Here is a 24667-nt window from a genome sequence, read left to right as displayed (position 1 = left end):
CTATCTGAATGTAAAACGAAGTATTTCTGCTATTCCGTCGCAACTTCATGAATTAAAGTGAGGTAATGGAATTTGAAAGCGCCTCCCACGCCTCTTTAACAACATTACGGGCATCGTTTAACCCTGCAAGGGCAACATTAAAATCAGGTGAATTCAATATATTAGCAATCGCTTGTTTTGACGCATTGGTTTCTGAATCCAACTGATATCCAGAGCCTGAAATAATATCCAAAATTTGCCGCGCATTGTTCAAATCTTCACATGCCTTTAGAAGGCGCCCAACTTTTTCTTTATCCAAAAGCCCAAATTCACCAAGATTTGCCAATGCTTCTGCGGTATTGGCACTTAGGACAAAGTCAAATTTATTGGCATAAATAAGCTCATAAGCTTGGGTTAAAAATTCCAATGTTATTATGCCGCCATCAAGACGCTTAAAATCAAACTCACCGCGTGGTTTCAGGTGTTCGGCAATTTTTCCGCGCATTTCAACAATATCCGCAATTGTCTTTGCAATATCGCGTTCACGTGTGAGCAACTTATGGGTTGTGCCACGAATTTTATCCATTAGTTCTGAATCACCCGCAATTGGTGTAAGGCGGGTAAGTGCCTGGAACTCCCATGTCCAGGCTTCGGCTTCATAATATGATTTAAATGATGAATAACGAACCGCAACCGGCCCCTTTTTGCCAGATGGGCGAAGCTGCATATCAACCTCATAAAGCGGCCCTTCGGCAGTTAAAACCGATAATGCCGCAACCAATCTTTGGGTTACTTTGGCAAAATAGCTTTCAGCACTTAGAGCACGTTCACCACTTGAACATTCTACACCTTCTTTGGGGTCATATATCACCATCAAATCAAGGTCGGAATTCGCACTTAATTCACCACCGCCAAGTTTGCCCCAGCCACAAACCGCAATTTGCCCATCAAATTCACCAAATTGGCGCTCTACTTCTTTTATGGCATAAGGTAACAGGCATTTGATACAGCATATGGCAAGGTCAGAATAGTTTTTACCCGCGCTAATACCATCCGTACGATTGTGCAAAAGGTGATAACCAATGCGAAACGCCTCTTCGCGTTTAAAGCGGCGCACAATATCAAGCGCCAATTCAAAGTCGTCACATACTTCTAACTGGCTTTGTAGCAACCGTAATCTTTCGCCGTCAACATCTTGAACCAACGGTTCCAAAAAACGTGGCGATAGCATTGCGTCCAAAATCGCGGGGCGCTTTGCCAAATCATTGGCAAGCGATGATGATATTGCCAATGTCATACAAAATTCTGCCAAAACTTCGGGTTCAGTCTGGAATAATGCCAGAGTTTGTACCCCCGCCGAAATACCGGTCATAAAATCGCTAAAGCGGGAGAAGACCAAATCGGGTTCTTGGGTGTCGGCAATGGTCTTTAATAATTGTGGTGTGATATTGGTAAGGATTTCACGCGCCCGTGGGGTTCTTGTGGCGCGAATACGTCCGTGGTGCCATGAACGAATTGTTTGCGAAACCAATGCCGGCTTTTTAAAACCAAGACCATAAAGGGTTTCCAATGTTTCGGGGTCATCATCAACACCAGTAAAGATTAATGACCCACCATCAACCGACAAACTATCACTTTCTGGAAATAGCCCTGTAATATGGTCACGCACCATTTCACGACATTCACGAATTGCCCTGTCAAAATCATCCAAAGATGAATAGCCAGAAAGTGCGGCAATGCGGGCGCGCTTTTCTTCATTTTCTGGCAAAGAGTGTGTCTGTTCATCTTCAAGCATTTGAACACGATGTTCAACATCACGCAGGAAAGAGTATGCGTATGTAAGTTCTTCGGCAATGTTCTTACCAATTCTTCCCGCATGGCTTAGCGCCTTTAGCCCATCAACAGTGCGCGATTTCCGCAATGAAACATCACGACCGCCAAGGATTAATTGTTGGGTTTGGGTAAAAAATTCAATTTCACGGATACCACCACGGCCAAGCTTTAAGTTAAATGCCGGATTATCATAATCAACAGAACGATTATGTTTGTGGATTTGTTTTAATATCGACCCAACATCCAAAACCGCCGCGTGATCAAGATATTTACGCCATATGAAAGGCTGCAAAAATTCAATAAATTCGGTGGCGCGCGCAAAATCACCGGCAATTGGGCGCGCTTTAATCATTGCGGCACGTTCCCAATTTTGCCCCACCGCCTCATAATAAGTTTCAGCCATTTGGGTGGAAACTGCAAGCGGGGTTGAAAGTGGATCGGGGCGCAGGCGCCAATCAACGCGGAATACATAATTTTCCGGGGTTACATCTTCCATAATCTTTGAAACCGCGCCCAATATTCGAACGCAAATCGGGCTGGCTTGATAGGCATAATCCTCATGAAAAAAATCACGGTCATAAAATGCCGCTAAATCAATGTCTGATGAATAATTTAATTCATTGGCACCATGCTTACCCATAGCAACAATAAAAAGCCCAGGCACAGCACCATCAACAAAGGCGCGTTTATCGCGGTCTGGGGCATCATCACACGCTAATTTTACGGCCGATTGCATGGCAATATCGGCATAATTTGAAAGATAATTAGTTACTTCCAAGGTTTCCAAAGTTTTTGATAAATCATAAACCGCAAGGGCAAAGTGCATCTTGGCCTTGCCGATGCGCAATTGTTTTGTAGCCTCATATAAAGGCAATCCGCGCGCGCTTTGTGCCATATCACACAATTTTGCGATATATTCATTAGGCGGCGTTGATGTTAATTCATCAAAAAGTTCTGGATATTTGCGATTTATTCGATCAAGATACGGGGCATTGGCAATTGCAAGCGCAAAAGCATCCTTTATTCCCCCCAATGAATTTATTTTATACATAGGGTGAGTTTTAACGGATTTTCGAGCTTATTTAAAGGGAAATTATTGCCCTTCTTCGGCCTCTGCCAATCTTTTTGCCGTATCATCAGCAATTAAAGCAGTTACAAAATCGCCCAAACCACCGCCGTCAAGCACATCATCAAGCTTATAGAGCGTAAGATTGATGCGGTGATCCGAAACCCGACCTTGTGGGAAATTATAGGTACGGATTTTTTCTGAACGGTCGCCTGAACCAACTTGTGAAGCGCGGGCATCTGAACGGGCCTTTGCCTTTTCTTCACGTTCCTTTTCGTAAAGACGGGCAATAAGGTTTTTCATTGCATTGGCACGGTTTTGGTGTTGTGATTTCTCTGATGCCGTTACCACAATGCCAGATGGGATGTGGGTAATACGAACCGCAGAATCGGTTTTGTTAACGTGCTGACCACCCGCACCAGAAGAACGATAGGTATCAATACGAATATCTTTGTCATGAACCTCAATATTGGTTTCTTCGGGAACAGGAAGAACCGCAACAGTTGCCGCCGATGTATGCACCCTACCCTGCGCCTCTGTGGCAGGGACGCGTTGTACGCGGTGCGTACCAGATTCAAATTTCAGCTTGCCGAAAACACCGTCGCCATTGATGGTTGCGATAATCTCTTTAAAGCCGCCGGCGTCACCTTCGGAAAGTGAATCGAGTTCTAATTTCCAACCCTGACGCTCTGCATAGCGTTGATACATTCGGTAAAGATCGCCAACAAAAAGCGCGGCCTCGTCGCCGCCAGTACCGGCACGAAGTTCAAGAATTACCGATGCATCATCATCTTCGTCGCGCGGCAATAGAAGAATTTGCAATTCGCCTTTTAGCTTTTCCAAATCTTCTTTTACTTGTGGCATTTCTTCTTGTGCCATTTGCGCCATTTCATCAGACGCAGGCAAGGTTTCAATCAACTCTTGCAAGTCAGCAAATTCTTTTTCTTTGCTTTTTAGCGCGCGAATAGCATCGGCAACTGGCGCAAGTTTGGCGCGCTCTTTTGAAAGGCGCATAATTTCGCCGCCGTCACTTGCCACTGAAAGACGGGCATCAATTTCTTCAAAGCGGTCTGCGACCCGTAGTAATCGTTCTTCACTTAAATTCATGGATTAATCTCTGTTATGCCTCGCTATATCATTTTTTTGACTTTAGCCAATTGGGAAATATGATAAAAGTTTCTCTTGTTTGGTGAAAAAGGCTTTAATTATAAATATTCGTGCTATTCTTATGTAACTTTATAATAAAACTTGTGATTAGGGGTAATTATGTTGAAAGATAATTTGACAATTTCGCGTATTACTATTGCATTAATTTGCAGTAGCACAATAATTATTGGTGGTTGTGCTTCACATAAACCTAAAGATAATGTACGCGTTTGGGATAATAATGCGATTGTTGCCGAACCCGTTGAACCTGCGCCACCACCACCGCCGCCGCCGCCAGTTGCTAGAAACTTTGACCACACCACTGAATTTGCTGGTTGCACGGGTAATTTTGCGGTCACCGATATGGGCGGAAAAACCATCCAAACTGGTCAGGCATTTAATGCGCCAGAAGGTTTATATGTTTTAGATAAAATGGGGCGCAGAACCGGAAATATTGTTGTTGCCGGCACTGGTAGAAATGTTTTGTTTAAGCCTGATTGCAATTGTGGTGCGAAACAAAATCCGATGCCGCAAACAGCGCCAAATGGTATGCATCATATGCACCCGAATTGCGGTAATTAATATTAGCAAAAAGCCCCGAAATTTTCGGGGCTTTTTTTAACTACCTGTCTTTGATATCTTTCATCTGGGCGCTATCGGTTTTATCTTTACGTCCATCCATATTCTGCCATTGAATATATGCAGGGGTAAGAATTACGATAAACAATACTGGCAAGAAGAAAACAATCATCGGAACGGTTAGCTTTGCCGGAAGTGCAGCCGCTTTTTTCTCTGCCTCAGTCATGCGCATTTCGCGGTTTTCTTTTGCCATTACCCGCAATGCCGAACCAAGTGGTGTACCATATTTTTCGGCCTGTATTAGCGATACAGTTACCGCTTTGATACCAGGGTGATTAGTACGGCGTGCAAGGTTTTCATAAGCAACACGGCGATCTTGAAGATACGCAAGCTCTGAATTCGTGATGCCCAATTCCTCTGCAAGCGGGATTGAGCTTGTGCCGATTTCCTCGGAAACGCGAGCGAATGCCGCCTCGATTGACATACCAGATTCAACGCATATCAATAGAAGGTCAAGTGCATCGGGGAATGCACGCATGATTGATTGTTTACGCTTGGCGATAATATTGCTTAAAAGAATGTTGGGCAAATAGAAGCCAGCTGCACACGCACCCACCGCAATCAACAATTTGCGGTTTGCGGTCATTTCATTGCCTGCAATAAACAAATATACCAAGGCCAGTAAAAAGAATACGATTGGCGTAGTAAAACGGGCAAAGTAGAATACTGAAATATATTTTGGGCCACGCATACCGGCCTCAAGCAATTTATTTTCAACATTCGGGTCTTCAAGCAAAGATTTAAGGTTAAGCTTTGCCACAATTTTTTTGAATGCGGATGTATCTTCGCGCCTTAATCCTGCTTTTTCTTTTACCCCTAATGCCGCGCGGCTTTTTCGCCTTAATTCATCACGATTAGTGGCAACGGACTTCATGCGGCTTGCAAGTTTATCAGAACTCATAAGCGGGCGTAAAACAGTGAATGCCGTAACAAATGCGGCACCGGCCATAATACCAGCAGCAATATTATTCGGGTCGGTGACGACTGATGCGAGACTACTTACATCGGCAAAGAAATCAGACATAGCACCACCTAAATATCAAAGTTAATCATGTTGCGCATGACTAAAACGCCACTACCCATCATGCCCGCACCAACCATCAACATCATGTGACCGGTTTTGTCGGTAAACAAAAGTTTCATATAATCAGGCGAGGTAACAGAAACCAATATACAAACTACGATTGGCAACGAACCAATAATACCTGCTGATGCCTTTGCCTCTGATGACAATGCTTTTACTTTTTCACGCATCATTTTACGGGCGCGCAAAACTGTTGATAGGTTGTTTAATGCTTCTGACAAGTTACCGCCCGCCTTTTGCTGAATAGCAAGAACGATTGTAAAAAAGCTAACCTCAGGTGTTGGAACGCGTTCGTATAATTTACTCATGGCCTGCTCAAGCGTCATACCCATTTGCATGGAATCAACCACGCGGCGGAATTCACCCGCCAATGGCTCTTGCGCCTCACGACCAATAATTTTCAAACATTCAAATAGCGGAAGACCAGATTTAACACCGCGAACAATAACTTCAATTGAACCAGCAAACTCGGCGATAAATTTCTTTTGGCGCATGCCAATCAAGAAATCTATAACCCAACGCGGCAAACCAAATCCCGCAACGGCGGCGGCAAGAGGAATGACAAAAACTGGTTGATGCAGTGCAAATGCAACCGCAGCGGCAAAAATGCCTGCCCCCAATGAAAACAGCCAAAAAGTTTTTTCATCAATGTTCAGGCCGGCCTGTTCGATTTTTGCAGAAAGAGAAAGACGTGCTTTTTTAAGTTTCTTTTCACGCTCTTCCATTTCTTTAAGGCTGGTCATCATTTTTTTACGACGATCACCCTGAACATCGTTGGTTTTCACCCGTTTTGACAGTGAACTATTGTTTTTTACAACAGACGATACGCGTTTACCTGCTGTTTCATCTTCACCCATAACGAGGGCAAGACCGATTAGCACAACAAAAACCGCCACAGCAGCTGGTAAAATCAAATTATTGTCCATTTTTGCCCCACATTATTCTGCCTCATCAAGTGCTTCAGCAAGCTCTTTTTCAAGGCCGAAATATCTTGCCCGATCCCAGAATTTTGGACGCGCGATACCTGTTGAACGGTGGCGGCCAATAATCTTGCCATTGGCATCTTCACCCTCAATTTCAAATGTTAACAAATCTTGGGAAATGATTACATCGCCTTCAAGACCAATAACTTCGGTGATATGTGTGATTTTACGCGAACCATCACGAAGGCGCGCCGCCTGAACCACAACATCAACGGAACCCGCAATCATCTCGCGGATGGTCTTTGGCGGCAAAGAGAAACCACCCATTGTAATCATGGATTCCATACGTGATATACCTTCACGCGGGCTGTTGGCGTGAAGTGTACCCATTGAACCATCGTGACCAGTGTTCATTGCCTGAAGCAAATCGAATGCTTCTGGACCACGCACCTCACCTACGATGATACGCTCAGGACGCATACGCAAACAGTTTTTAACCAAATCGCGCATCGTAATCGCCCCCATACCTTCAAGGTTTGGTGGACGGGTTTCAAGACGCACCACGTGCGGCTGTTGCAATTGCAATTCGGCCGCGTCTTCGCAGGTAATTACGCGTTCATCAGGGGCAATAAAGCCGGTTAAACAGTTTAAAAGCGTTGTCTTACCTGAACCAGTACCACCGGAAATAAGCACGTTACAACGGCAATTGCCGATAATTCCAAGAACCCTTGCACCCGCTTCGGAAATAGAGCCAAAGCCAACAAGATCTTGCATTTTCATCTTGTCTTTTTTGAACTTACGAATTGTCATGGTCGGGCCATCAAGTGCCAATGGCGGCACAATAACGTTTACCCTTGAACCATCTGGAAGACGCGCGTCGCAAATTGGTGATGCTTCATCAACGCGGCGACCAACCTGTGACACGATACGTTGGCAAATATTCATCAATTGCTGATTATCGCGGAAACGGATTGGGGTTTTGGTAACCTTACCACCCACCTCGATAAACACCGCATTTGCGCCATTAATCATAATATCGGCAATGTCATCGCGCGCCAATAATGGCTCTAATGGACCATAGCCCAAAACGTCATTGATAATATCGCCTAATAATTGTTCTTGTTCTGAAGTTGAAATCACAACCTGTTTAATCGCGATTATTTCGTTGACGATGTCACGAATTTCATCCCGCGCGATTTTAAGATCCAATTGCGCCAATTGTCCCAAATCAATGGTTTCAATCAATGCGTTATAAATGGATGCTTTTAGGCGGTAATATTCTTCATCCCGAGTATCAGCAACATCTTGACGCTCTGTATGTTGCGGTTGGGTTTTGGTTACAACTTTGCTTACCCGCTCTTCAATCTTTGCAGTCGGTTGAACATTGGTATTAGCAATTTTTGGGGCAGCAGGCGCAGCAACAGGTGTTTGTTTAGTGGCAACATCCAACGTTGGAGCTGGCGGAGGCACAGGTTTTGAAGCCTGTCCAAAACTATTTTGTGAACGCCTTCCAAAACTCATGTTGAAATCCTAACCTTGCCCAAATTTAAGTGATTTTAATTTGTCAAAGACCGAAGTCTTTTCCTTTTTTTGTGGCGCACGACCAGTAAAGCTTGCGGCAAGATAATCAAAACCTTCAAGGCATTTTGATTGTGGGCCAACTTCGGCAACCATTTGACCATTATTGGCAGCAGTACCAAACAACAAAGGATCGAATGGCAATACCAATACCGGCTCTGTACCGATTGCGCTTCCAAAATCTTTTACAGGGATTTCAGGGCGCTTTGGAACGCCAACTTTGTTTAGAACGATTTTTGGCAAAGAATCATTCGGACGAACCGATTTCACTTGGTCAAAAATGTTTTTTGCATTTCTTAAACCTGCCAAATCTGGTTCACAAACAATCACAACCTCATCCGCATTTATAAGCGTATGTTTTGACCATTCGCTCCAGACATGTGGCATATCAATGACCACAAACGGAACACCACGTCTTACACCATCGATTAAGACTTCATAGGCTTCTTGATGAATATCAAACTGCTTATCAAGTGCACCCGGTGCGGTGAACAATGTCAAACGCTCGGTAAAGCGGGTTAAAAGACGATCTAGCAATACGTCGTCAATCCGTTCTGGCGCTTCTAATGCTTCGGCAACCGTGTTTGCAGAATCAACGTTGAAATCAAGACCTGTGGTTCCAAAAGATAAATCTAAATCCACAAGCGTTGTATTAACCCGTGCATGCTCTGCCATACACCATGCAACATTGTGTGCAACAGTTGATGAACCTGTGCCGCCTTTTGCGCCAACAAACACGATTGTTTGGCCCAAGAATGGCTTTGATGGATCAATATAAAGCGATGAAATAGCGCGAATAATTTGTAATGGCTGTAATGGCGGCACAAGATATTCAGAAACGCCACGACGCAATAATTCGCGGTAAAGACCAATATCGTTCGCCTGACCAATCAAAATAACTTTCACGCCATCATCACAAAGCGATGCCAATTGATCCAATTGTGTTAATAATGCCTGTGATGGTGCCGTACTTTCAACAATAATCAAGTTTGGAACCGCTTGAGTTTGATAAAAATCAATTGCCGCATTCATACCGCCCATTGAAACGGTTACGGTTGCTTTTGCAATTCGGCGGTCGGTTGATGCCGATTGCATTAATTGTGCGGTTTCAGCACGTTCGCAGAATACCTGAATGGAAATACGTGGAACTGGCTGATCGCCACCGCGCGCCAATTCACCAATATAGGTCTCTTCAAATGCCGAAGTATCAAAATCGTGTGCAGACCCGACATCTTCGATGCCATCGTCAACAGCGGTGATAAAGTCGATTTCATTGTCAAAATCAAATGGCTCGTCTTTGATATCCAAACCTTCGAGCTCAAGTTCATCCTGCCAGTTATTATTATGCTTTTCTTGCATCATTACTGTTTACCTCCGCCGGAGACAGTTCCAGAGACTTCAGGCAATTCGCCTTTTCGATATTTATCAATGCCGACTTGTGTTCTTGCAGCATCATCTTTGCCAAGTTCACGATCGCCCAGTAAATCACCAGGGTCAGCAACCATTGCGGCAATATTTGCGTGTGTGGCACATCCAAAATTCACGGTAGTGCTATTATTTGCAGTTTTTTTCGGGTCGATTTGTGACCAAGGCACACATTCAACTTCTTTTGCCTGATAACGGGCAAATGAAACCATCACAGGGTCTTTTTGACCTGTTGCGCTATATGTTCCAAAGCTCATATTTTTGAAATCAACGCCGGCGCTATATAATTCTTTCTGGGTTTCACGAACCAATCCGCTAATTTCGCCAGTATTTGCGCCACCTTGCGGATATGAAACCACAACCGTACCGCGACCAACCGTAATAAATTCTTCGGCAAAAGATTTAATATTCGCGATATCTTTTGGGCTTAATCTGCCCCCATCGCCGAACAGCATAATTCTGGATTCTGTTTGTGTTACTTCAGGACGATGAGCGTCAAGGAATGTGCGTGTATCAATCACACTTTGATTTTCCTTTTCAACGTCTTTTCTCATCGAAGTGGCACAAGCCCCTAATGCCAAAAGTGCTATCAGACTTATCATAGCTTTCTGCTTATTTTTCATAGTCAGTTCCATTTCTTTAGCCCGATTATTGAAGAACATGCCCGACAGGTGCGTTATACGTACCTTCAGGTGTGCTGGTGGATGATGGTTTTACAATTCTGTTTAAGCGGCCAAGTAACAAAGTTGATGCTTCGGATGCCGGCGCGAAACCATCGCCTGGTGTCTTAAGTTTATCCATTGTGGTCGGTTTAACGATGTATGGCGTTACAATTATTACCAATTCAGTTTCTTTATTCACAAAGTCACGAGACCGGAACAAATTACCAAGAACTGGCAAATCTTTCATCCCTGGAACCCCTTCAATCGCGGTGCGTTGATCTTGTTGAATAAGACCCGCCATCATCATTGATTTACCAGATGGGATTTCCATTGTTGCCTCGGCACGACGTGTTGTCACGCCAGGGATTGAAAGCCCTTGCACGATTGAAGTTGTTCCATCGGCATTGGTAATTGTTGAATCTGGTTGGCGGTAAGAAACAGTTGTCGAAATTTCTGAAACTTCGGTCGAAACCTTAAGCGTAATTCTGTCTTGGCTGATTACAACCGGAGTAAATCCAAGGCCAACACCAAATGGTTTGAATGAAACCGAAATTTTGTTTCCATCCTGTGCTACCGGAACCGGAAACTCACCACCCGCAAGGAATTTTGACGATTCCCCGGTTGTAGCAATCAAATTAGGTTCGGCCAAAGTGCGGGCAAGGCCAACACGTTCCATTGCCTGAATATTTGAATTTGCGCTTTGATCCTGAACAACAGTACCCGCACCATATGTTGTGGTGAAAAGACCAGTGTCTGGATCATAGGTCCGTGAATAACCACCAACACCCGCAGTAGCAACCGGCATTGTTCCCGCAGTCGCAGAGTTAAAGGTCACACTATTTGGCACAACAAGATTTTTCGCCCAACTAGAACCAAGCGCCGTACCGCCAAGGAATGAACCGTTCACAGAAAAACCGTTAGTAGTTGCGAAATTCAGGCCCCAATCATCTGGAAGCATTTTGTTAAGCAAGTTAGTAGCCGCGAGGTTTATACCAAGCTGTTTAAGGACACTACGTTGCATCTCGATAATACGCACCTGAAGCATCACTTGATCAGAGGACATGATATTCATCATATTGACGACTTTTTTCTCGTCACCGCCGGCATATTGTTTTGAAATCTGATAAACTTTGTCGGCAACACCTGCATTTGGAACATTGCCATTGATAATTATACTTTCACCAACCGCATCAAATGTTACACGTGCATCAGGAACAAGCTTTTGTACCAAGGCATCAAGTTCAGAGGTATCACGTGCAACCCGAACCTCTAATGTAAGGATTTGACGACCTTGGGCATCAAGGAAATAAACATTGGTCTCACCAAGGTCATTGCCAAGAATAAACCCACGTTTTGAAGTTCGCATAACCGCATCAGCTACTTTGGGGTCAGCCACCACAACATCACGCGCCTCAACCGGAAGGTCGATAATTGCGGATTTACCTTTTGGCAAAATAAGTCGTTGTGAACCCGCCTGCGCGGTGATTGCGATATTACCTGTGGACTGCGCATTTGCAAATGATGTTGGCGCGACAATAGCCAAGCACGCAAATGCAGCAGATGACAAATATATAAGTTTGGATTTATTGGTTATCATTGACCACCTCGGTAAACTTTTACGCCACTTTCCGCTTGTGCCATTGGCGAAGGAGTTGTGTTTGGTACGCCCTCAGGATTCATTTGTGTGCCATTTTTTTGTGTTGGCGGTGCAGGTTGAGAAAGCGCCAAAGCATTTGGTCTGGCAACAGTTGGCCCATTTGCATCAGCATAAGAGCGCAATGCCAATGAAATTTCACCAAGGCTGTCGGCCTGTGATAATCTTTCGGAATCTGCTGGCGATAATTCCAAGGTTGCAGAAGAACCCGTCATCGCCTGTTGCCCCTTTTCCTGCATCACTCTTTGGTCGATTGCCAAGACACGAACATTTTCAAGAATTGTTGAAGAAACCGTGCGGTTAACAGTCTGAGAGCCATTAGGGAAAGCAATGGTTCTTGTTAGAATGACATCAACGCGGTTTTCAGGAAGGATGAAACCTGCCACAGAAGTATTGGTTTTAACGTTAATTGTTACTGCACGCATCCCAGGTGTTAAAAGTGCCGCCAAGATGCCATTTTTAGGGTCAGCAATAACGAGTTTTCCGCCCACAATTGGCTCACCGATTGCTAATTGTACTTTTACGACCGAACCTACAAAATGCTCAAGCGCTTTTGGATCTTTTCCTTGGGTGATGAATGTTGGGCCAACCGCATCGCTTGGCCAATCGCGCCAAATTAAAGAATCTTTGGTAATTCGCGTACCCACCGCTAAATCTTGATTGGATACCAACACTTTAACAGTGTTAATCGCCGGCGCGGTGACGGCTTGTGCAATCTGTTTCGGTTGTTGATTTTGGGTGAAAACGAATGCCCCACCCGCGACAACCAATGCTACGCCAATAATCGCAATTTGTTTAACGTTCACTTCTTAGCCTCCACAAACCGTTCGTTTCCCTTGAAAACAGTTGTTTTTGAATAGATTTTTGCTCAAAAAACAGACTGAATCGAATCAGTTTGGATGAAATTTTTATAACCTTAGGATAAGAAGGTCTAAAAAGTGGTTAACAAAATTAACTTTGTTTTTTAATAATTAGGAAATGACTAAAGAGAAATTATTTATAGTTTCGTAAGCTAGTGAAGCCAAGTTACTTGTGGCAAAGCACAGATGCCGCCAATACATAATGCAACACCATATGGAATTGCCGAATGCTTCCTTAATAATTGACGCAACCATTTTGGATTTCTTGGCAAACCGGCTTTACTACTTATAAATCTTGCAGTTAAAAGTATTAATGCCAACACCCCGCCAAAGATGGCAGTATAAAAGGCATAAACCATCATTGGGGCCGATCCCAACCAAATAGCAGTTGCGCCCACAAGCTTTACATCACCGCCGCCAAAAAGACCCAATGCAAATAATGCAAAACAAATCATAAAAGCAGCCGCTGCAACCATTAGATGATAGAAAATATCGTCTAGTCCGAGACCTAAAATTGGGGCAACAATAAAAAAGCTAGAAAAGAACAGCATGTTAAAACTGTTGGTAATTGTGAAACTCTTTATATCGCCAACGGCGGCAACAATAAGGAACACACAAAAAAGCGCACCTGCGGCAAGGCCAGCAATATTGGTATAATCAATCGCAAAGTGTCCAATCATAAATACTTGGTATCATAAAAGGCTTAGGAAATTATTACTTTAATATACCAAATACACCTTATTAACCTTGCTCATCATTTTTTCGGCTTTGATATTTCTCTAGTATAATACGTAAAGACTTTAGACCACCCGCAGAACTTGATGCTGATTGCCGCCATAACAAAAGCCCGACCGCACCCATTGTTCCCAAAATAAAAAACCACGGACCATACAGCCACATCGCCGCCGCGATAGAGAAATAATAACCACGAACGCCTTGTGAAAAATGGCTCATGGCAGGTTCGACAATTTGCGCCAAGGCCAGAGATGTTTCTTCCGCTTCTTCGCGGGTTAAATCATGTGGAACCGCGCCCATAGCTGCGGCGCAATAATTCATTTGCCGAATTGCCCAAGTAAAATTAAAGAAGCCGCGCGCCAAGCATAATAATATAATCGCAAATTTTATGTCTAAAACAATGCGGCTTGACGCCTCGATACCTAATGAATTTACGATGCTTTTGGGAACCTGCCCTTCAAAAATTGCACCGGCAATTGCCGCAATCAAAATAAGGTTAGCAGATGCAAAAAAGCTGGCAGAATTTACCGAATGCCCCAATAGATTGGAATCAAATAATTTCACTTCACGTGTAATGAAATTACGCATCCATTGTTGACGTAGCACACTAATATGTTTGGCTATTAACCCGGCATGCGTTCCAATAGTACGCAATAATGGTTCATAGCCAAACCAACAAACAGCAAATATTAAAAGTGCAATATAATCGGCTTTTTGCATATATTGCCTTATACAGTTTGGTTAAATCCACCAATTTCTGGATAGGTGTCAAGTAATGGTTTAACGCCCTTATGGAACAAATCTTTCATATCTTGTTCTGAAATTGTGCTTTCAACAACTACAACCAATTCAGGTTTGTTTGAAGATGCACGAACTAAAACAAATGAACCATTTACAAGATTAACACGGGCGCCATTAATTGTGTTGACGTTTTTAATATCAGTTCCCAAAATCTTACCGCCATCAGCAGCAAGTTTTTCAAAACCAGCAACAATTTTATCAACGATGCCATATTTAATTTCGTCATCGCAATGGCAAGACATTGTAATAGAAGTCCATGTCTTTGGTAAATCTTGTTTTAATTCAGAAAGTTTTGCGCCATTGGCATTATCAAGCATTTGTAAAACTGCTTTGGCGGCAACAATACCATCATCATAACCAAGGCCATATGGTGCACGGAAAAAGAAGTGGCCCGATTTTTCAAAACCAGCAATGGCGTTAAGTTCGGTAGTGCGGCGTTTGATGTATGAGTGCCCAGTTTTATAATAATCAACCGTCACATTATTTTCTTTTAATACAGGGTCAATTTCATATGCGCCGGTCGATTTTACATCGACAACAAAAGTTGCACCTTTGTGGGTTTTTGAAATATCGCGCGCCACCAAAAGACCAATTTTATCGGCAAAAATCTCTTCACCTTTGTCATCAACCACGCCACAACGATCGCCATCACCATCAAAACCAAAGGCAACTTCTGCACCGGTTTCGCGCACTTGTTCCGCCATTGAATGAAGCATTTCAACATCTTCAGGGTTTGGGTTATATTTCGGGAAAGTATAATCAAGATTACAATCCATCTCGATTACGTCGGCACCCATCATCCGCAATGCCTCTGGTGCATATGCACCCGCCGCGCCATTGCCGCACGCCGCAATAACTTTGATAGGTTTTTTAAGTTTAAAATCACCAACAAGCGCCTTGATATAGCGCTCTTTCATGCCTTCAACATAGGTTAAAGAACCACCAGCACGCGGGGCAAACTTACCCTCAAGAACAATTTCTTTTAGGCGACCCATTTCATCAGGACCAAAAGTAAGCGGGCGCTTTGCACCCATTTTAACACCCGTCCAGCCATTTTCATTATGGCTTGCAGTAACCATAGCAACCGCAGGGGCATCAAGCGCAAACTGTGCATAATAAGCAACTGGAGAAAGGGCCAAGCCAATATCCAAAACCTCGCAGCCAGCGCGCATAAGCCCAATAGTAAGCGACTTTTTAATAGTCAAAGAATAAAAACGGAAATCATGCCCAACCACAACTTTTGTTGCGCCATATTCGTGCAACAATGTGCCAAGACCAAGACCCAATGCCTCAACACCCAAAAGGTTAAGTTCAGGAACCTTATCGTTGCCTATAATACCAAACCACCAACGTGCATCATATTCGCGAAAACCAGTTGGCTTAACAAGTGGTGTGTTCTCAAAATCAAAAGTATTTGGCAGCAATGAGGATACAGGCGTTTTCATATTTTTTCCCATTTTAAAACTATGCATAAAGTATCAGAACTAATTGATTAGTTCCGAACCCAATAACCGACAAATATAACGATGATTATGACTATACAAGCAAAATGATGTCACAATATGAGATTTGAGACGATATTAGGCAGTTTATGCCACTGTATCGTCTTTTCTGCGCCAAGGCCCCTCATAATTTGCTTTTTGCACACGTCGTCTATCCGGGCCAAAATATGAGGAAGTGCGGATAAAAGGACGTGGATTGTCAATAATTGATTGAATACGAAGCAAAAGGTTTTTCGCGGTGACTGGCTTTACCATAAATTCGTTTACGCCGGCATCGCGTGCACCAATTACCTTTGACCTTTCAGAGTGACCAGTAACCATAAGGATTGGAAGGAATGGATTCTGGCTATCGGCGCCAGTACGTATCATTTTTATGAACTCGATGCCATCAATCATTGGCATTGATAAATCCACAATTAGAAGATCATAATGAGACGTACTCATACTTTCTAATGCCTCAACGGGATCCGATGCCTCACGCACTGAATCAATCCCAATTGCCTTAAGCATTTCTCGTAAGAGTTTACGCATATGTTGATTATCATCAACCAGCAATATATTTATTGGCAAAGACATATATCAAAAGCTACAATCAAAAAAATTTGTTCAAAAATCTATTATGGCACTAAATAAATCACTAAAGATTAAAAGAACCTGAATAGTTAAAACAAGCTTTATTATAAGTGTTTCAGACTTTCAACAAGTCTATCTTTAAAAAAGTGTATTATTTATAGTCACATTAAGCCAATTAAATAATCAAACCAGCAATCAATAACCACCAAGATATTGTTTTAATAATGTTAGAAAATGAACCAATAAAAACAATGCTGCAAGCAATGATATAAATGAAATTTGCGGCCAAGGAACATAGCGAATCTTACCCAAAATCACAGGGCGTTTTGATTGCCATAAACTTATCCCATATAACGCGATAACAATCACCATAACAATTGCGGTTGTTTTTAAATCCATCACCAGCCCATATAAATTCAATAAAATCTAATTTTATATAGGTTTCAATTAAAGCATTTAAACCGTAGCCGCTGTAATCGCGCACCTTTTCCATGCATAGTTTTTTCCCAAATCAGAGGTTTTGTAAAAACCCTATAAATTGCGCGATACAAGGCAATGGTTTGTATTAACCAGTAAAACGGCAATAAAAAATTTTGTAATAATAAAATATAACGACCATCTCTTATAACCGCTTTGGTCGCAATCAAAGTTTCAAGAAGCGGAAATATCCAAATTAATCCTTGGTCAAAAGGATTTAAAAACAACAATATCAACATCGGTAGGCGCAACGCACCGTAAAAAGGACCACTGGCCAGCGCAAAAATAATTGAAAGATACTCAAACCGACTTTGCTTTTTTAAACCAATCTTGAAATTGCGCCCTGCAACATCAAGTGTCTGTAAATGCCCCTGTATCCAACGTGTACGTTGCCGTAGCCACACACTTAAACGCGGTGGCGCTTCTTCTTCGGTTGGTAAATAAATATTACCCGCCATATAGCCGAAAAGCGCAAAACGCATTCCCAAATCCGCATCTTCGGTAAGATTAGCGGGATCCCAGCCACCGACGGCCTTTAATGTCTCTACTTTAAAATGATTTGATGTCCCACCCAATGGGAAAACCTTGAAAAACCGCGCATAAAATGGAATTATAACGCGGTACCAAGTTGCATAATCAACCGCAAATAATGCCGCGATAATATTTTCACGGAAATTCCACGGCACTAATGGCGCTTGTACAACAGCAAGTTTTTCATCACCGCGCAAAAATGCGTCATATGCCTCCAATAATTGTTCTGGGTGGGGTCGGTCTTCGGCATCAAAAACCGCAACATATTTTCCACGAACATATTCAAACCCAGCCTGCAACGCCCTTGGTTTAGTTTTAATTTCACCCTTGGGCAAAATAAGCGTCCTGAATTTTAAGAGTGATTTATGTTTTTGAATTTCTTCATAAGTTTTTATGTCATCTTCTTCACATAGAAAAATTATGTCTAATTTGTTTTTCGCCCAAATTAATTTTGATAATGCCGTAATCAAATTACTAATCACGTCTTTTTCATTATAAACCGCAATTAGCAATGAATAGATTGGTAAATCGTCAAGTTCTTCACGATATTTGCCGCCATCGAATCCCTTTGCCTCGCTATTAAAATCGAACAATGTTAAAATGCGAATGATTAACAACGGCAAATTTAGCGCAATCATAATGTATGATACCTGCCGCCCCCAGCCCATAATAACCCCAATAATCGCAACAAGGGTGGTGAGTAAAACTAGGCTTGCCATTACACGCCCCGCACCAAAGCGCGCCGAAAAATTGGGGTTAAGCTCGATTAATGAATGTTCAGCAGCTTTTATTTGTGCGACATTTAGTCTCATAACGCCATTGTGCGCAGCATTTTTTTCGCGAGGAGTTAGCGCAATAATAGGCGGGCCATTTGGCAATAAAAGGGTCATTAATTACTGAATTTCTGGATATATTGATAATATTCCAATTCAATAAATTGAAAATAGTGACGGTTGTAAAGTTCTTTTTTTCTAATTTTCGCAAAATATTGCCATCTTGCGCAGTTAATAAATATCGGCCACTTAGTCTTTGAAATAGCTATGAATATTGAACCATTATTAAATGCACCAATGATATTAAAAGTTCATATCGCGACGGCGGTTGTCGCGGTAATTGTTGGCGCTACGCAATTGATAAGTAAAAAAGGAACAAAATTCCACTTTTATCGTGGTTGGTTTTGGGTTGTTTTAATGACGATAGTTGCCATTACGGCAGTATTTTTACCAGAACGCCATCAATCAACCTATATTCTTACCACCACGCTAACGGTTTGGCTTGTAATTGGCCTGCCACTCGGCATTTGGGCAATAAAGCGTGGTAATATTATGCTGCATCGTGCCTTTATGCTTGGCCTTTATGCTGGGGGCTTAATAATTGCCCTTGCCTTTACCCTAACACCGGGGCGGCTTTTATACAAAATATTCTTTTGACATTGAAATCACAAAGATAGGGATTAAATATCTATTATTCTTTTTTGAAGGAGGAATAGATGTTTGACCCCGATAAAATTATTGCCGCTTTACAGCGCGAATTACCAAAAGGATTAGAGGCAATAAAAACCGAAGGCGGCGCCTTGATCGATAAGGTCAAAAGTGATGATAATAGCAAAAATACCGCAATGGGTGCCGCAGCAGCCGGCGCTTTGGGTGCGGTGCTTTTAAGCGGGGTTATGGGCAAATTTGGGCGCAAAATGGCAACCTATGGCGGGCTTGCTGCGCTTGGCACACTTGCTTATCAAGCATGGCAAAAACATAAAGGCGATGGTGATGAGGGTAAATTCCTTCCAACCGATAGCGCCGCACGCGCAACAATCGGTAAAGCAACCCTAAAAGCCATTATCAACGCAATGAAGGCCGATGGCAAAATTGATGATTCCGAACGCGCACGCCTTTATAATAAACTTCAAAAAGCTGCTCTAAGCGATGAAGAAAAAGCATTTCTGTTAGACGAACTTGAAAAACCAATTGATACAGAAGCATTAGTAGCAGCAGCAACGACACAGGAAATTGCACTGGAGCTTTACGCGGCTTCATTGGTTGCCATTAATCCTGATGGTGTAGCAGAAAAGGCATATTTGGCAGATTTGGCAAAAAAATTAAATCTTGCCCCCGAACTAATTGCCCACGTTCATGCGGGTGCATTGGAAGAATAAGAGCGTTTTAAAGCCCTGTAATGCTGCGCAATAAATGCGCAGCATTTTCTGTTATTTAACTTAAACCATGCTATTTTGCCTTGGCTTAGGGCGGCTTTATTGGTTAAAGTCATTTGCACTTTTCTATTTTATTCAAAATCGGTATCTCAAACATGACAACAGAAACACCAGATTCCCGTTTTATCGACATTGACAAATGGTCGGCACTTGATGCCGTAAACGCAATGGCAGAGGGGCAGTTTACTGCGGTTTCTGCGGTTCAAAACGCCAAAGAGCAAATCGCATATGCGGTTGAAAAAGCCCGTGAACGACTTGATGGCACACAAGGACGCATTGTTTATGTTGGCGCGGGAACATCGGGCCGTGTTGCAGTGCAAGATGGGGTTGAACTCGTTCCAACCTATGGCTGGCCATGGGAAAGATTGGTTTTTGCCATGGCGGGCGGCGAAGAGGCATTGATGCGTGCTGTTGAAAATGCCGAAGATGATTTTGATAGTGGTCGTCAGACGATGGCTGAATATAATGTTGGCAAAGATGATGTAATTATCGCGGTTGCTGCATCGGGCCGAACACCATTCACACTTGGTGCAGTTGAAGAAGGAAAACAGCGCGGCGCACTTACAATTGGTTTTGCCAACAATAATGGAACCCCATTAATCCTAGAGCCACATTGTTCAATATTCCTTGATACTGGTTCTGAACCGGTGGCGGGATCAACCCGCATGAAGGCGGGAACATCGCAAAAAGTTGCGCTAAATATTTTTTCCACCGCATTAATGATTGCGCTTGGTGGTGTTTATAAAGGGCTTATGGTTGGCATGATTGCCACCAACCAAAAGCTTAGAAATCGTGCGGTACGGATTATTAAATCCCTTACCCATTGCGATGATAATGTTGCCCAAAACGCAATCAAGGATTCACATGGTAATCTTAAAGCGGCAATTTTAATTGCGCTGGGAATGGGTGATTTTGAACAGGTTTCAAAATCGCTTGAGGCATCTAATGGCAATCTTAGAAAATCACTTGCAGCATTAGAAGATTAATCCTTTCATACTTGAATTACGCTTTGAAAAATTCCAAATTTCTAATATAAATGTTTAATTGATCTCAAGGAAAATGTCATGAAAATAAACCTTCCGGAATTAAACGCCACTTTGCCAATGCCCGCACCCAACCAAGCATTGGTTGATGCCCTTTTAAATCGCCGCTCAACAATGGTAAAAGATATCGATCCCAATAATGGACCATCTGATGATGAATTATTGGATATTTTAAAAGTGGCAAGTCGTGTGCCGGATCATGGCAAAATTAACCCTTGGCGCTTTGTGAAATTTAGCGGTGAAGCACGCCGCAAACTTGGCGTTAAAATGGCGGATATATACAAAGCCAAACACCCTGAAATGGATGAAAACCATTATGCAATGGAATCGGCACGTTTTGAACGTGCGCATACAATTCTTTTATTAATTTCCAGCCCAATTCCACACCCCAAAGCACCAGAATTTGAACAATTAATGAGCGCAGGTGGACTTGGATTTGCCATAAATTTGGCGGCCAATGCATTTGGTTATGCAGCAACTTGGCTTACTGAATGGGTTGCATTTGATGATGACATCAAGCCACTATTCAACATGACTGAAAGTGAAAAAATCATCGGCTTTTTCTTCATTGGTAAACCAAAAAATCCACCAACCGAACGTGAAAGACCAAATGTTTCCGAATTGCTAAGCGAATGGAAATAGGATTGCTGCAACATTTTCGTAATTTTCTCGGTGATGAAGGTATAATCACAGATGTTGATTTAATCGCGCCGCACCTAAAGGAATGGCGTGATAGATATTTTGGCAATACGCCTTTCATGCTTGCACCCAATTCAACCGAACAAGTTCAAAAGATTGTTAAATTTTGCGCGCAAAATCACCTAAAATTGGTGTCACAAGGTGGAAATACCGGCCTAGTTGGTGGGCAAATCCCAATGGGCGAAATCTTATTATCACTTCACCGCCTAAATAAAATTCGTGAGATTAACCCGCTTGATGATTGCATAATTGCCGAAGCTGGCGTGATTTTGGAGAATTTACAAAACGCGGCGGCGCAAAATAATCGCCGCTTCCCGCTTATGCTTGCATCTCAAGGATCGGCAACAATTGGCGGACTAATCTCTACTAATGCTGGCGGTGTACATGTGCGTAAATTCGGCATGATGCGGCAGTTGGTTTTGGGTCTTGAGGTGGTTTTGCCAAATGGCGAAATTTATTCAGAACTTTCAGCATTGCGCAAAGATAATACTGGTTATGACTTAAAACAGCTATTTATCGGCGCTGAAGGCACGCTTGGGGTTATTACTGCGGCAAGTTTGAAAATATCGGCGCGCCCGAAATATAGTGTTAATGCCATGCTGGGGCTTGAAAATGCCCAAATGGCGGTTGAATGTTTACATGCACTAGAAGAACAGACCGCCGCAATTACCGCATTTGAAATTATGAATAAGCAAGCATTGCAATTCGGTATTAAAAACCTTGGTGCGCGCAATCCTTTAACAGAATTGCATAATTTCACCGCCTTAGTGGAGTTTGAAGGGGCGTTTCCCGACCTTCCAGAGCATATTGAAGACGCACTTTCAACACTTATCGAAGCCGGAAAAATTAACGATGCAACAATCGCCCAAAATGAGGCACAGGCGAATTCATTCTGGCACTTACGCGAAGGAATGAGCGCGGCACAAAAACCCGAAGGGCGTGCAGCAAAGCACGATGTCTCTGTGCCAATATCTAAAATTCCATCATTCCTTGACCAAGCCGAAGCAGCGGCAAAAAATATAGTGAATGGCGCACGAATTGTTGCCTTTGGCCATATTAGTGATGGCAACATTCATTATGATGTTGCCCGCCCTGAAAATATGCCAGATGACGAATTCCAGAACTTTATCAAAGATATCAACCATGCGGTTAATGATGTGGTGGTGTCTTTGGGCGGTTCAATATCTGCGGAACATGGAATAGGAATTGCGCGCAAAGACGAATTTTGTGCCCGCGAACCCAAGGCCCACCTTGAATTAATGAAGGCGTTAAAGGCAGTGATAGACCCGCAAAATATTCTTAATTCAAGGAATTTATTTAGTTGAATTTAATTTGGGCTTGGTCTCATCAATCTTTAACAATAACAAAAGCCCAATAAACATTGCCGGCATAAGATAAATCATCGCGGTATCGGTTTTGATATTCATCATAACCATATGCCCCACAGCATAATTACCGATAAATGATCCTAGGGTTGAGAAAATGTCGGTTCCCGATATTGCGGTGGCGCGCGCTTCTGTATTAACGCTCTCGGTAATAAGGGTGCGGGTTGCGGTTAAAAAGCCAAACCAACCAATAAGGCCAATCGAATATGAAATACCAATTATAATCTTGTTATCACTTAGATATAATATCGAAAGACCAATTCCAACCATTATTGTTGAGATATAAATTATAATCTTACGACCGAAAATGTCGGATAGTTTTCCGCCGTAAATATTGCCAAGCATGCCAAGTAATCCGGCAATCATATAAAGCATTGTAATTTGCGATGGTTTCCACCCTAAATGAGTTTGCAAATATTGTGATAAAAGACTAAGCGCTGGTGAAACCGGTATCCAAAATAAAAACAAAAATATTGAAATGACCCCAAGCGTTTTAAGATATGGCCTTATTTCTTTTAATGGGTTTATTACCGCACCATGATTTGATTTTGCCGCAATAAACGCCTGTGATTCACGTAATGAAAAATGCCACCATATCACCATGAATATTGGACTTGCGCCAAGGAAATAAAGGCTGCGCCATACCTCATGCTCTTCACCAAAAATACCATATAATATTAATGCAAGTGCATCACCTGCGGTTCCAAATAGCGCCAAAAGCCCAAGGAAATAGCCACGACGATCCGCACCAACTGCCTCAGCAAGCAATACCACCGCCAATAATTCACCAACCATCGTAAACAAACGGGTTGAAAATAATCCCGCCAAAAGCATTAGGGCATTTTGCGCACTGGCAACCAATATTGCTGACAAACAAAAGCCAATAAAGGACCAGATGAACACAGGCTTACGACCGATTTTGTCGGCAAAAAACACAATTAATATTGCAGGAAGCGCACCAAGTTTTACGAAAGCAGTGATTTTCTGCGCAAGGCTTTCTGAAAGTCCTAATGACACCTGATATTGCGGTAAAGTAAGTGTCGAAAGCTGAAAATCATAACGGCTTGCCATATAGGCTATGCCGATACTTATTAAATATAGCCATATTTTTGGCGATTGTGTTATTGCCCCATTATTATTTTCCATCCGCCTGCCTATAAAACGGGATCTTTCAACGCCGCATAATTATTTTTTATCTTATTTATTTCTGATGACACTTTATTGACATTTAATATGCCATCATCAGGGGCCTTGAACAAGCATTGTAATTGCGAAACATCGGCATCTTTATCAAGCCATATGTTCCAGTCCTTTTGCTCAAGCGTAACTGGAAACCGGTGATGAATCTCGGAAAACTTTTCGCTTGCTTGGGTGGTTATAATACTTGCCGAAAGCAAGATTTCGTCACCAAGTTTTTTCATTTCCCAAAGCCCCGCAAAGGCAAGCGGCATTTCATCATTCCGTTCAATATAATATGGGATACGGTTTTTTCCTTCGCGGGCCCATTCATAAAAACCATCGGCAGGGATTATACAACGGCGTTTTAAAAATGCATTTTTAAAAGATGGCTTTTCAAGCAAAGTTTCGGAACGTGCATTATAAAGCACGCTATTACCGTCTATATCCATCCAATCGGGAACCAGCCCCCATCTTGCATTTACAATTTTTCGCCCGCCGTCTTTGCCAATTGCAACCATTAAAATATCATTGGTTGGGGCAATGTTGAAATTTGCCTCATATTTTCCGGCATAAGAAGCGGCAAATATTTCTGCGAGTTTTTCCAAAAACTTTGCCAATGCAAAACGACCGCACATTCCAACCCCACAAAAACATAATTATTTACATTACCATATTGACGAAAAC

23 protein-coding genes are annotated in these 24667 nt (G+C 42.6%); 6 read left to right on the top strand and 17 right to left on the bottom strand.

What is annotated here, in order from left to right; all coding sequences use genetic code 11:
- Window positions 1-52 precede the first annotated feature (52 nt).
- Together KXV15_RS02065 and prfA are read right to left on the bottom strand one after the other, a co-directional pair.
- Window positions 53-2863: a bifunctional [glutamine synthetase] adenylyltransferase/[glutamine synthetase]-adenylyl-L-tyrosine phosphorylase gene (locus tag KXV15_RS02065; protein WP_240006495.1), complete on the bottom strand. Its 2811-nt coding sequence runs from the start codon at window positions 2861-2863 to the stop codon at window positions 53-55.
- A 42-nt stretch (window positions 2864-2905) separates the two neighbouring features.
- Complete coding sequence (gene prfA / locus KXV15_RS02060) at window positions 2906-3985, bottom strand: peptide chain release factor 1 (RefSeq protein ID WP_240006494.1); 1080 nt, start codon at window positions 3983-3985, stop codon at window positions 2906-2908.
- Window positions 3986-4144: 159 nt separating this feature from the next.
- Between prfA and KXV15_RS02055 the strand changes: the two genes are divergently transcribed.
- The gene (locus KXV15_RS02055) at window positions 4145-4606 is read left to right on the top strand and encodes a hypothetical protein (protein WP_240006493.1); all 462 of its coding nucleotides are present in this window, start codon (window positions 4145-4147) and stop codon (window positions 4604-4606) included.
- 40 nt (window positions 4607-4646) lie between these two features.
- Here the strand turns inward: KXV15_RS02055 and KXV15_RS02050 are convergent, their stop codons facing one another.
- The 13 genes from KXV15_RS02050 to KXV15_RS01990 all read right to left on the bottom strand — a co-directional run bounded on the left by KXV15_RS02050 (window position 4647) and on the right by KXV15_RS01990 (window position 18358).
- On the bottom strand, window positions 4647-5687 hold the full coding sequence (locus tag KXV15_RS02050) for a type II secretion system F family protein (protein ID WP_240006492.1): 1041 nt from the start codon (window positions 5685-5687) through the stop codon (window positions 4647-4649).
- Window positions 5688-5695: 8 nt separating this feature from the next.
- Complete coding sequence (locus tag KXV15_RS02045; RefSeq protein ID WP_240006491.1) at window positions 5696-6673, bottom strand: type II secretion system F family protein; 978 nt, start codon at window positions 6671-6673, stop codon at window positions 5696-5698.
- 12 nt (window positions 6674-6685) lie between these two features.
- Entirely contained in the window at window positions 6686-8191 is a 1506-nt protein-coding gene (locus tag KXV15_RS02040) for a TadA family conjugal transfer-associated ATPase (protein WP_240006490.1), read from the bottom strand.
- Window positions 8192-8200: 9 nt separating this feature from the next.
- Window positions 8201-9610 (bottom strand): CpaE/TadZ family protein, encoded by a 1410-nt coding sequence (locus tag KXV15_RS02035; protein ID WP_240006489.1) that lies wholly within the window; start codon window positions 9608-9610, stop codon window positions 8201-8203.
- Window positions 9610-10296, bottom strand: a complete 687-nt coding sequence (locus tag KXV15_RS02030; protein ID WP_240006488.1) for a CpaD family pilus assembly protein — start codon at window positions 10294-10296, stop codon at window positions 9610-9612. Before KXV15_RS02030 ends, KXV15_RS02035 begins: the two co-directional genes overlap by 1 nt.
- A gap of 25 nt (window positions 10297-10321) precedes the next feature.
- Window positions 10322-11932: a type II and III secretion system protein family protein gene (locus KXV15_RS02025; protein ID WP_240006487.1), complete on the bottom strand. Its 1611-nt coding sequence runs from the start codon at window positions 11930-11932 to the stop codon at window positions 10322-10324.
- Window positions 11929-12795 carry a Flp pilus assembly protein CpaB gene (cpaB, locus tag KXV15_RS02020; protein WP_240006486.1) on the bottom strand — a complete coding sequence of 289 codons (867 nt, stop codon included), beginning with the start codon at window positions 12793-12795 and terminating at the stop codon, window positions 11929-11931. Before cpaB ends, KXV15_RS02025 begins: the two co-directional genes overlap by 4 nt.
- Before the next feature lie 206 nt (window positions 12796-13001).
- The gene (locus KXV15_RS02015) at window positions 13002-13529 is read right to left on the bottom strand and encodes an A24 family peptidase (protein WP_240006485.1); all 528 of its coding nucleotides are present in this window, start codon (window positions 13527-13529) and stop codon (window positions 13002-13004) included.
- Window positions 13530-13590: 61 nt separating this feature from the next.
- Window positions 13591-14304, bottom strand: a complete 714-nt coding sequence (locus tag KXV15_RS02010) for a DUF599 domain-containing protein (RefSeq protein ID WP_240006484.1) — start codon at window positions 14302-14304, stop codon at window positions 13591-13593.
- Between the two features lie 8 nt (window positions 14305-14312).
- Window positions 14313-15830: a phosphohexomutase domain-containing protein gene (locus KXV15_RS02005; protein ID WP_240006483.1), complete on the bottom strand. Its 1518-nt coding sequence runs from the start codon at window positions 15828-15830 to the stop codon at window positions 14313-14315.
- Between the two features lie 144 nt (window positions 15831-15974).
- Entirely contained in the window at window positions 15975-16463 is a 489-nt protein-coding gene (locus tag KXV15_RS02000; RefSeq protein ID WP_240006482.1) for a response regulator, read from the bottom strand.
- 192 nt (window positions 16464-16655) lie between these two features.
- Entirely contained in the window at window positions 16656-16859 is a 204-nt protein-coding gene (locus KXV15_RS01995) for a hypothetical protein (RefSeq protein WP_240006481.1), read from the bottom strand.
- A 44-nt stretch (window positions 16860-16903) separates the two neighbouring features.
- A complete protein-coding gene (locus KXV15_RS01990; protein WP_240006480.1) occupies window positions 16904-18358 on the bottom strand; it encodes a glycosyltransferase family 2 protein in 1455 nt (484 codons plus the stop codon).
- 150 nt (window positions 18359-18508) lie between these two features.
- On the opposite strand from KXV15_RS01990, the gene KXV15_RS01985 reads away from it, so the two are divergent.
- From KXV15_RS01985 to KXV15_RS01965, 5 genes are all read left to right on the top strand, one after another.
- The gene (locus KXV15_RS01985) at window positions 18509-18898 is read left to right on the top strand and encodes a DUF2306 domain-containing protein (protein WP_240006479.1); all 390 of its coding nucleotides are present in this window, start codon (window positions 18509-18511) and stop codon (window positions 18896-18898) included.
- Window positions 18899-18957: 59 nt separating this feature from the next.
- Window positions 18958-19620, top strand: coding sequence for a tellurite resistance TerB family protein (locus KXV15_RS01980; protein WP_240006478.1), 663 nt, complete (start codon window positions 18958-18960; stop codon window positions 19618-19620).
- A gap of 152 nt (window positions 19621-19772) precedes the next feature.
- Window positions 19773-20663, top strand: a complete 891-nt coding sequence (locus KXV15_RS01975) for an N-acetylmuramic acid 6-phosphate etherase (protein WP_240006477.1) — start codon at window positions 19773-19775, stop codon at window positions 20661-20663.
- 78 nt (window positions 20664-20741) lie between these two features.
- On the top strand, window positions 20742-21362 hold the full coding sequence (locus KXV15_RS01970) for a nitroreductase family protein (protein WP_240006476.1): 621 nt from the start codon (window positions 20742-20744) through the stop codon (window positions 21360-21362).
- A complete protein-coding gene (locus KXV15_RS01965) occupies window positions 21353-22744 on the top strand; it encodes an FAD-binding oxidoreductase (RefSeq protein WP_240006475.1) in 1392 nt (463 codons plus the stop codon). The genes KXV15_RS01970 and KXV15_RS01965 overlap by 10 nt, the downstream gene beginning before the upstream one ends.
- Here KXV15_RS01965 and KXV15_RS01960 read toward each other — a convergent pair.
- Both KXV15_RS01960 and KXV15_RS01955 read right to left on the bottom strand, forming a co-directional pair.
- Complete coding sequence (locus tag KXV15_RS01960) at window positions 22733-23950, bottom strand: MFS transporter (RefSeq protein ID WP_240006474.1); 1218 nt, start codon at window positions 23948-23950, stop codon at window positions 22733-22735. The genes KXV15_RS01965 and KXV15_RS01960 overlap by 12 nt on opposite strands.
- A gap of 8 nt (window positions 23951-23958) precedes the next feature.
- Window positions 23959-24618: an SOS response-associated peptidase gene (locus tag KXV15_RS01955; RefSeq protein ID WP_240006473.1), complete on the bottom strand. Its 660-nt coding sequence runs from the start codon at window positions 24616-24618 to the stop codon at window positions 23959-23961.
- Window positions 24619-24667: the final 49 nt, after the last annotated feature.

It is taken from the genome of Pseudaquidulcibacter saccharophilus (assembly GCF_019455445.1).
Lineage (GTDB): Bacteria > Pseudomonadota > Alphaproteobacteria > Caulobacterales > Aquidulcibacteraceae > Pseudaquidulcibacter > Pseudaquidulcibacter saccharophilus.
This window is presented reverse-complemented; position numbering and strand designations above follow the sequence as displayed.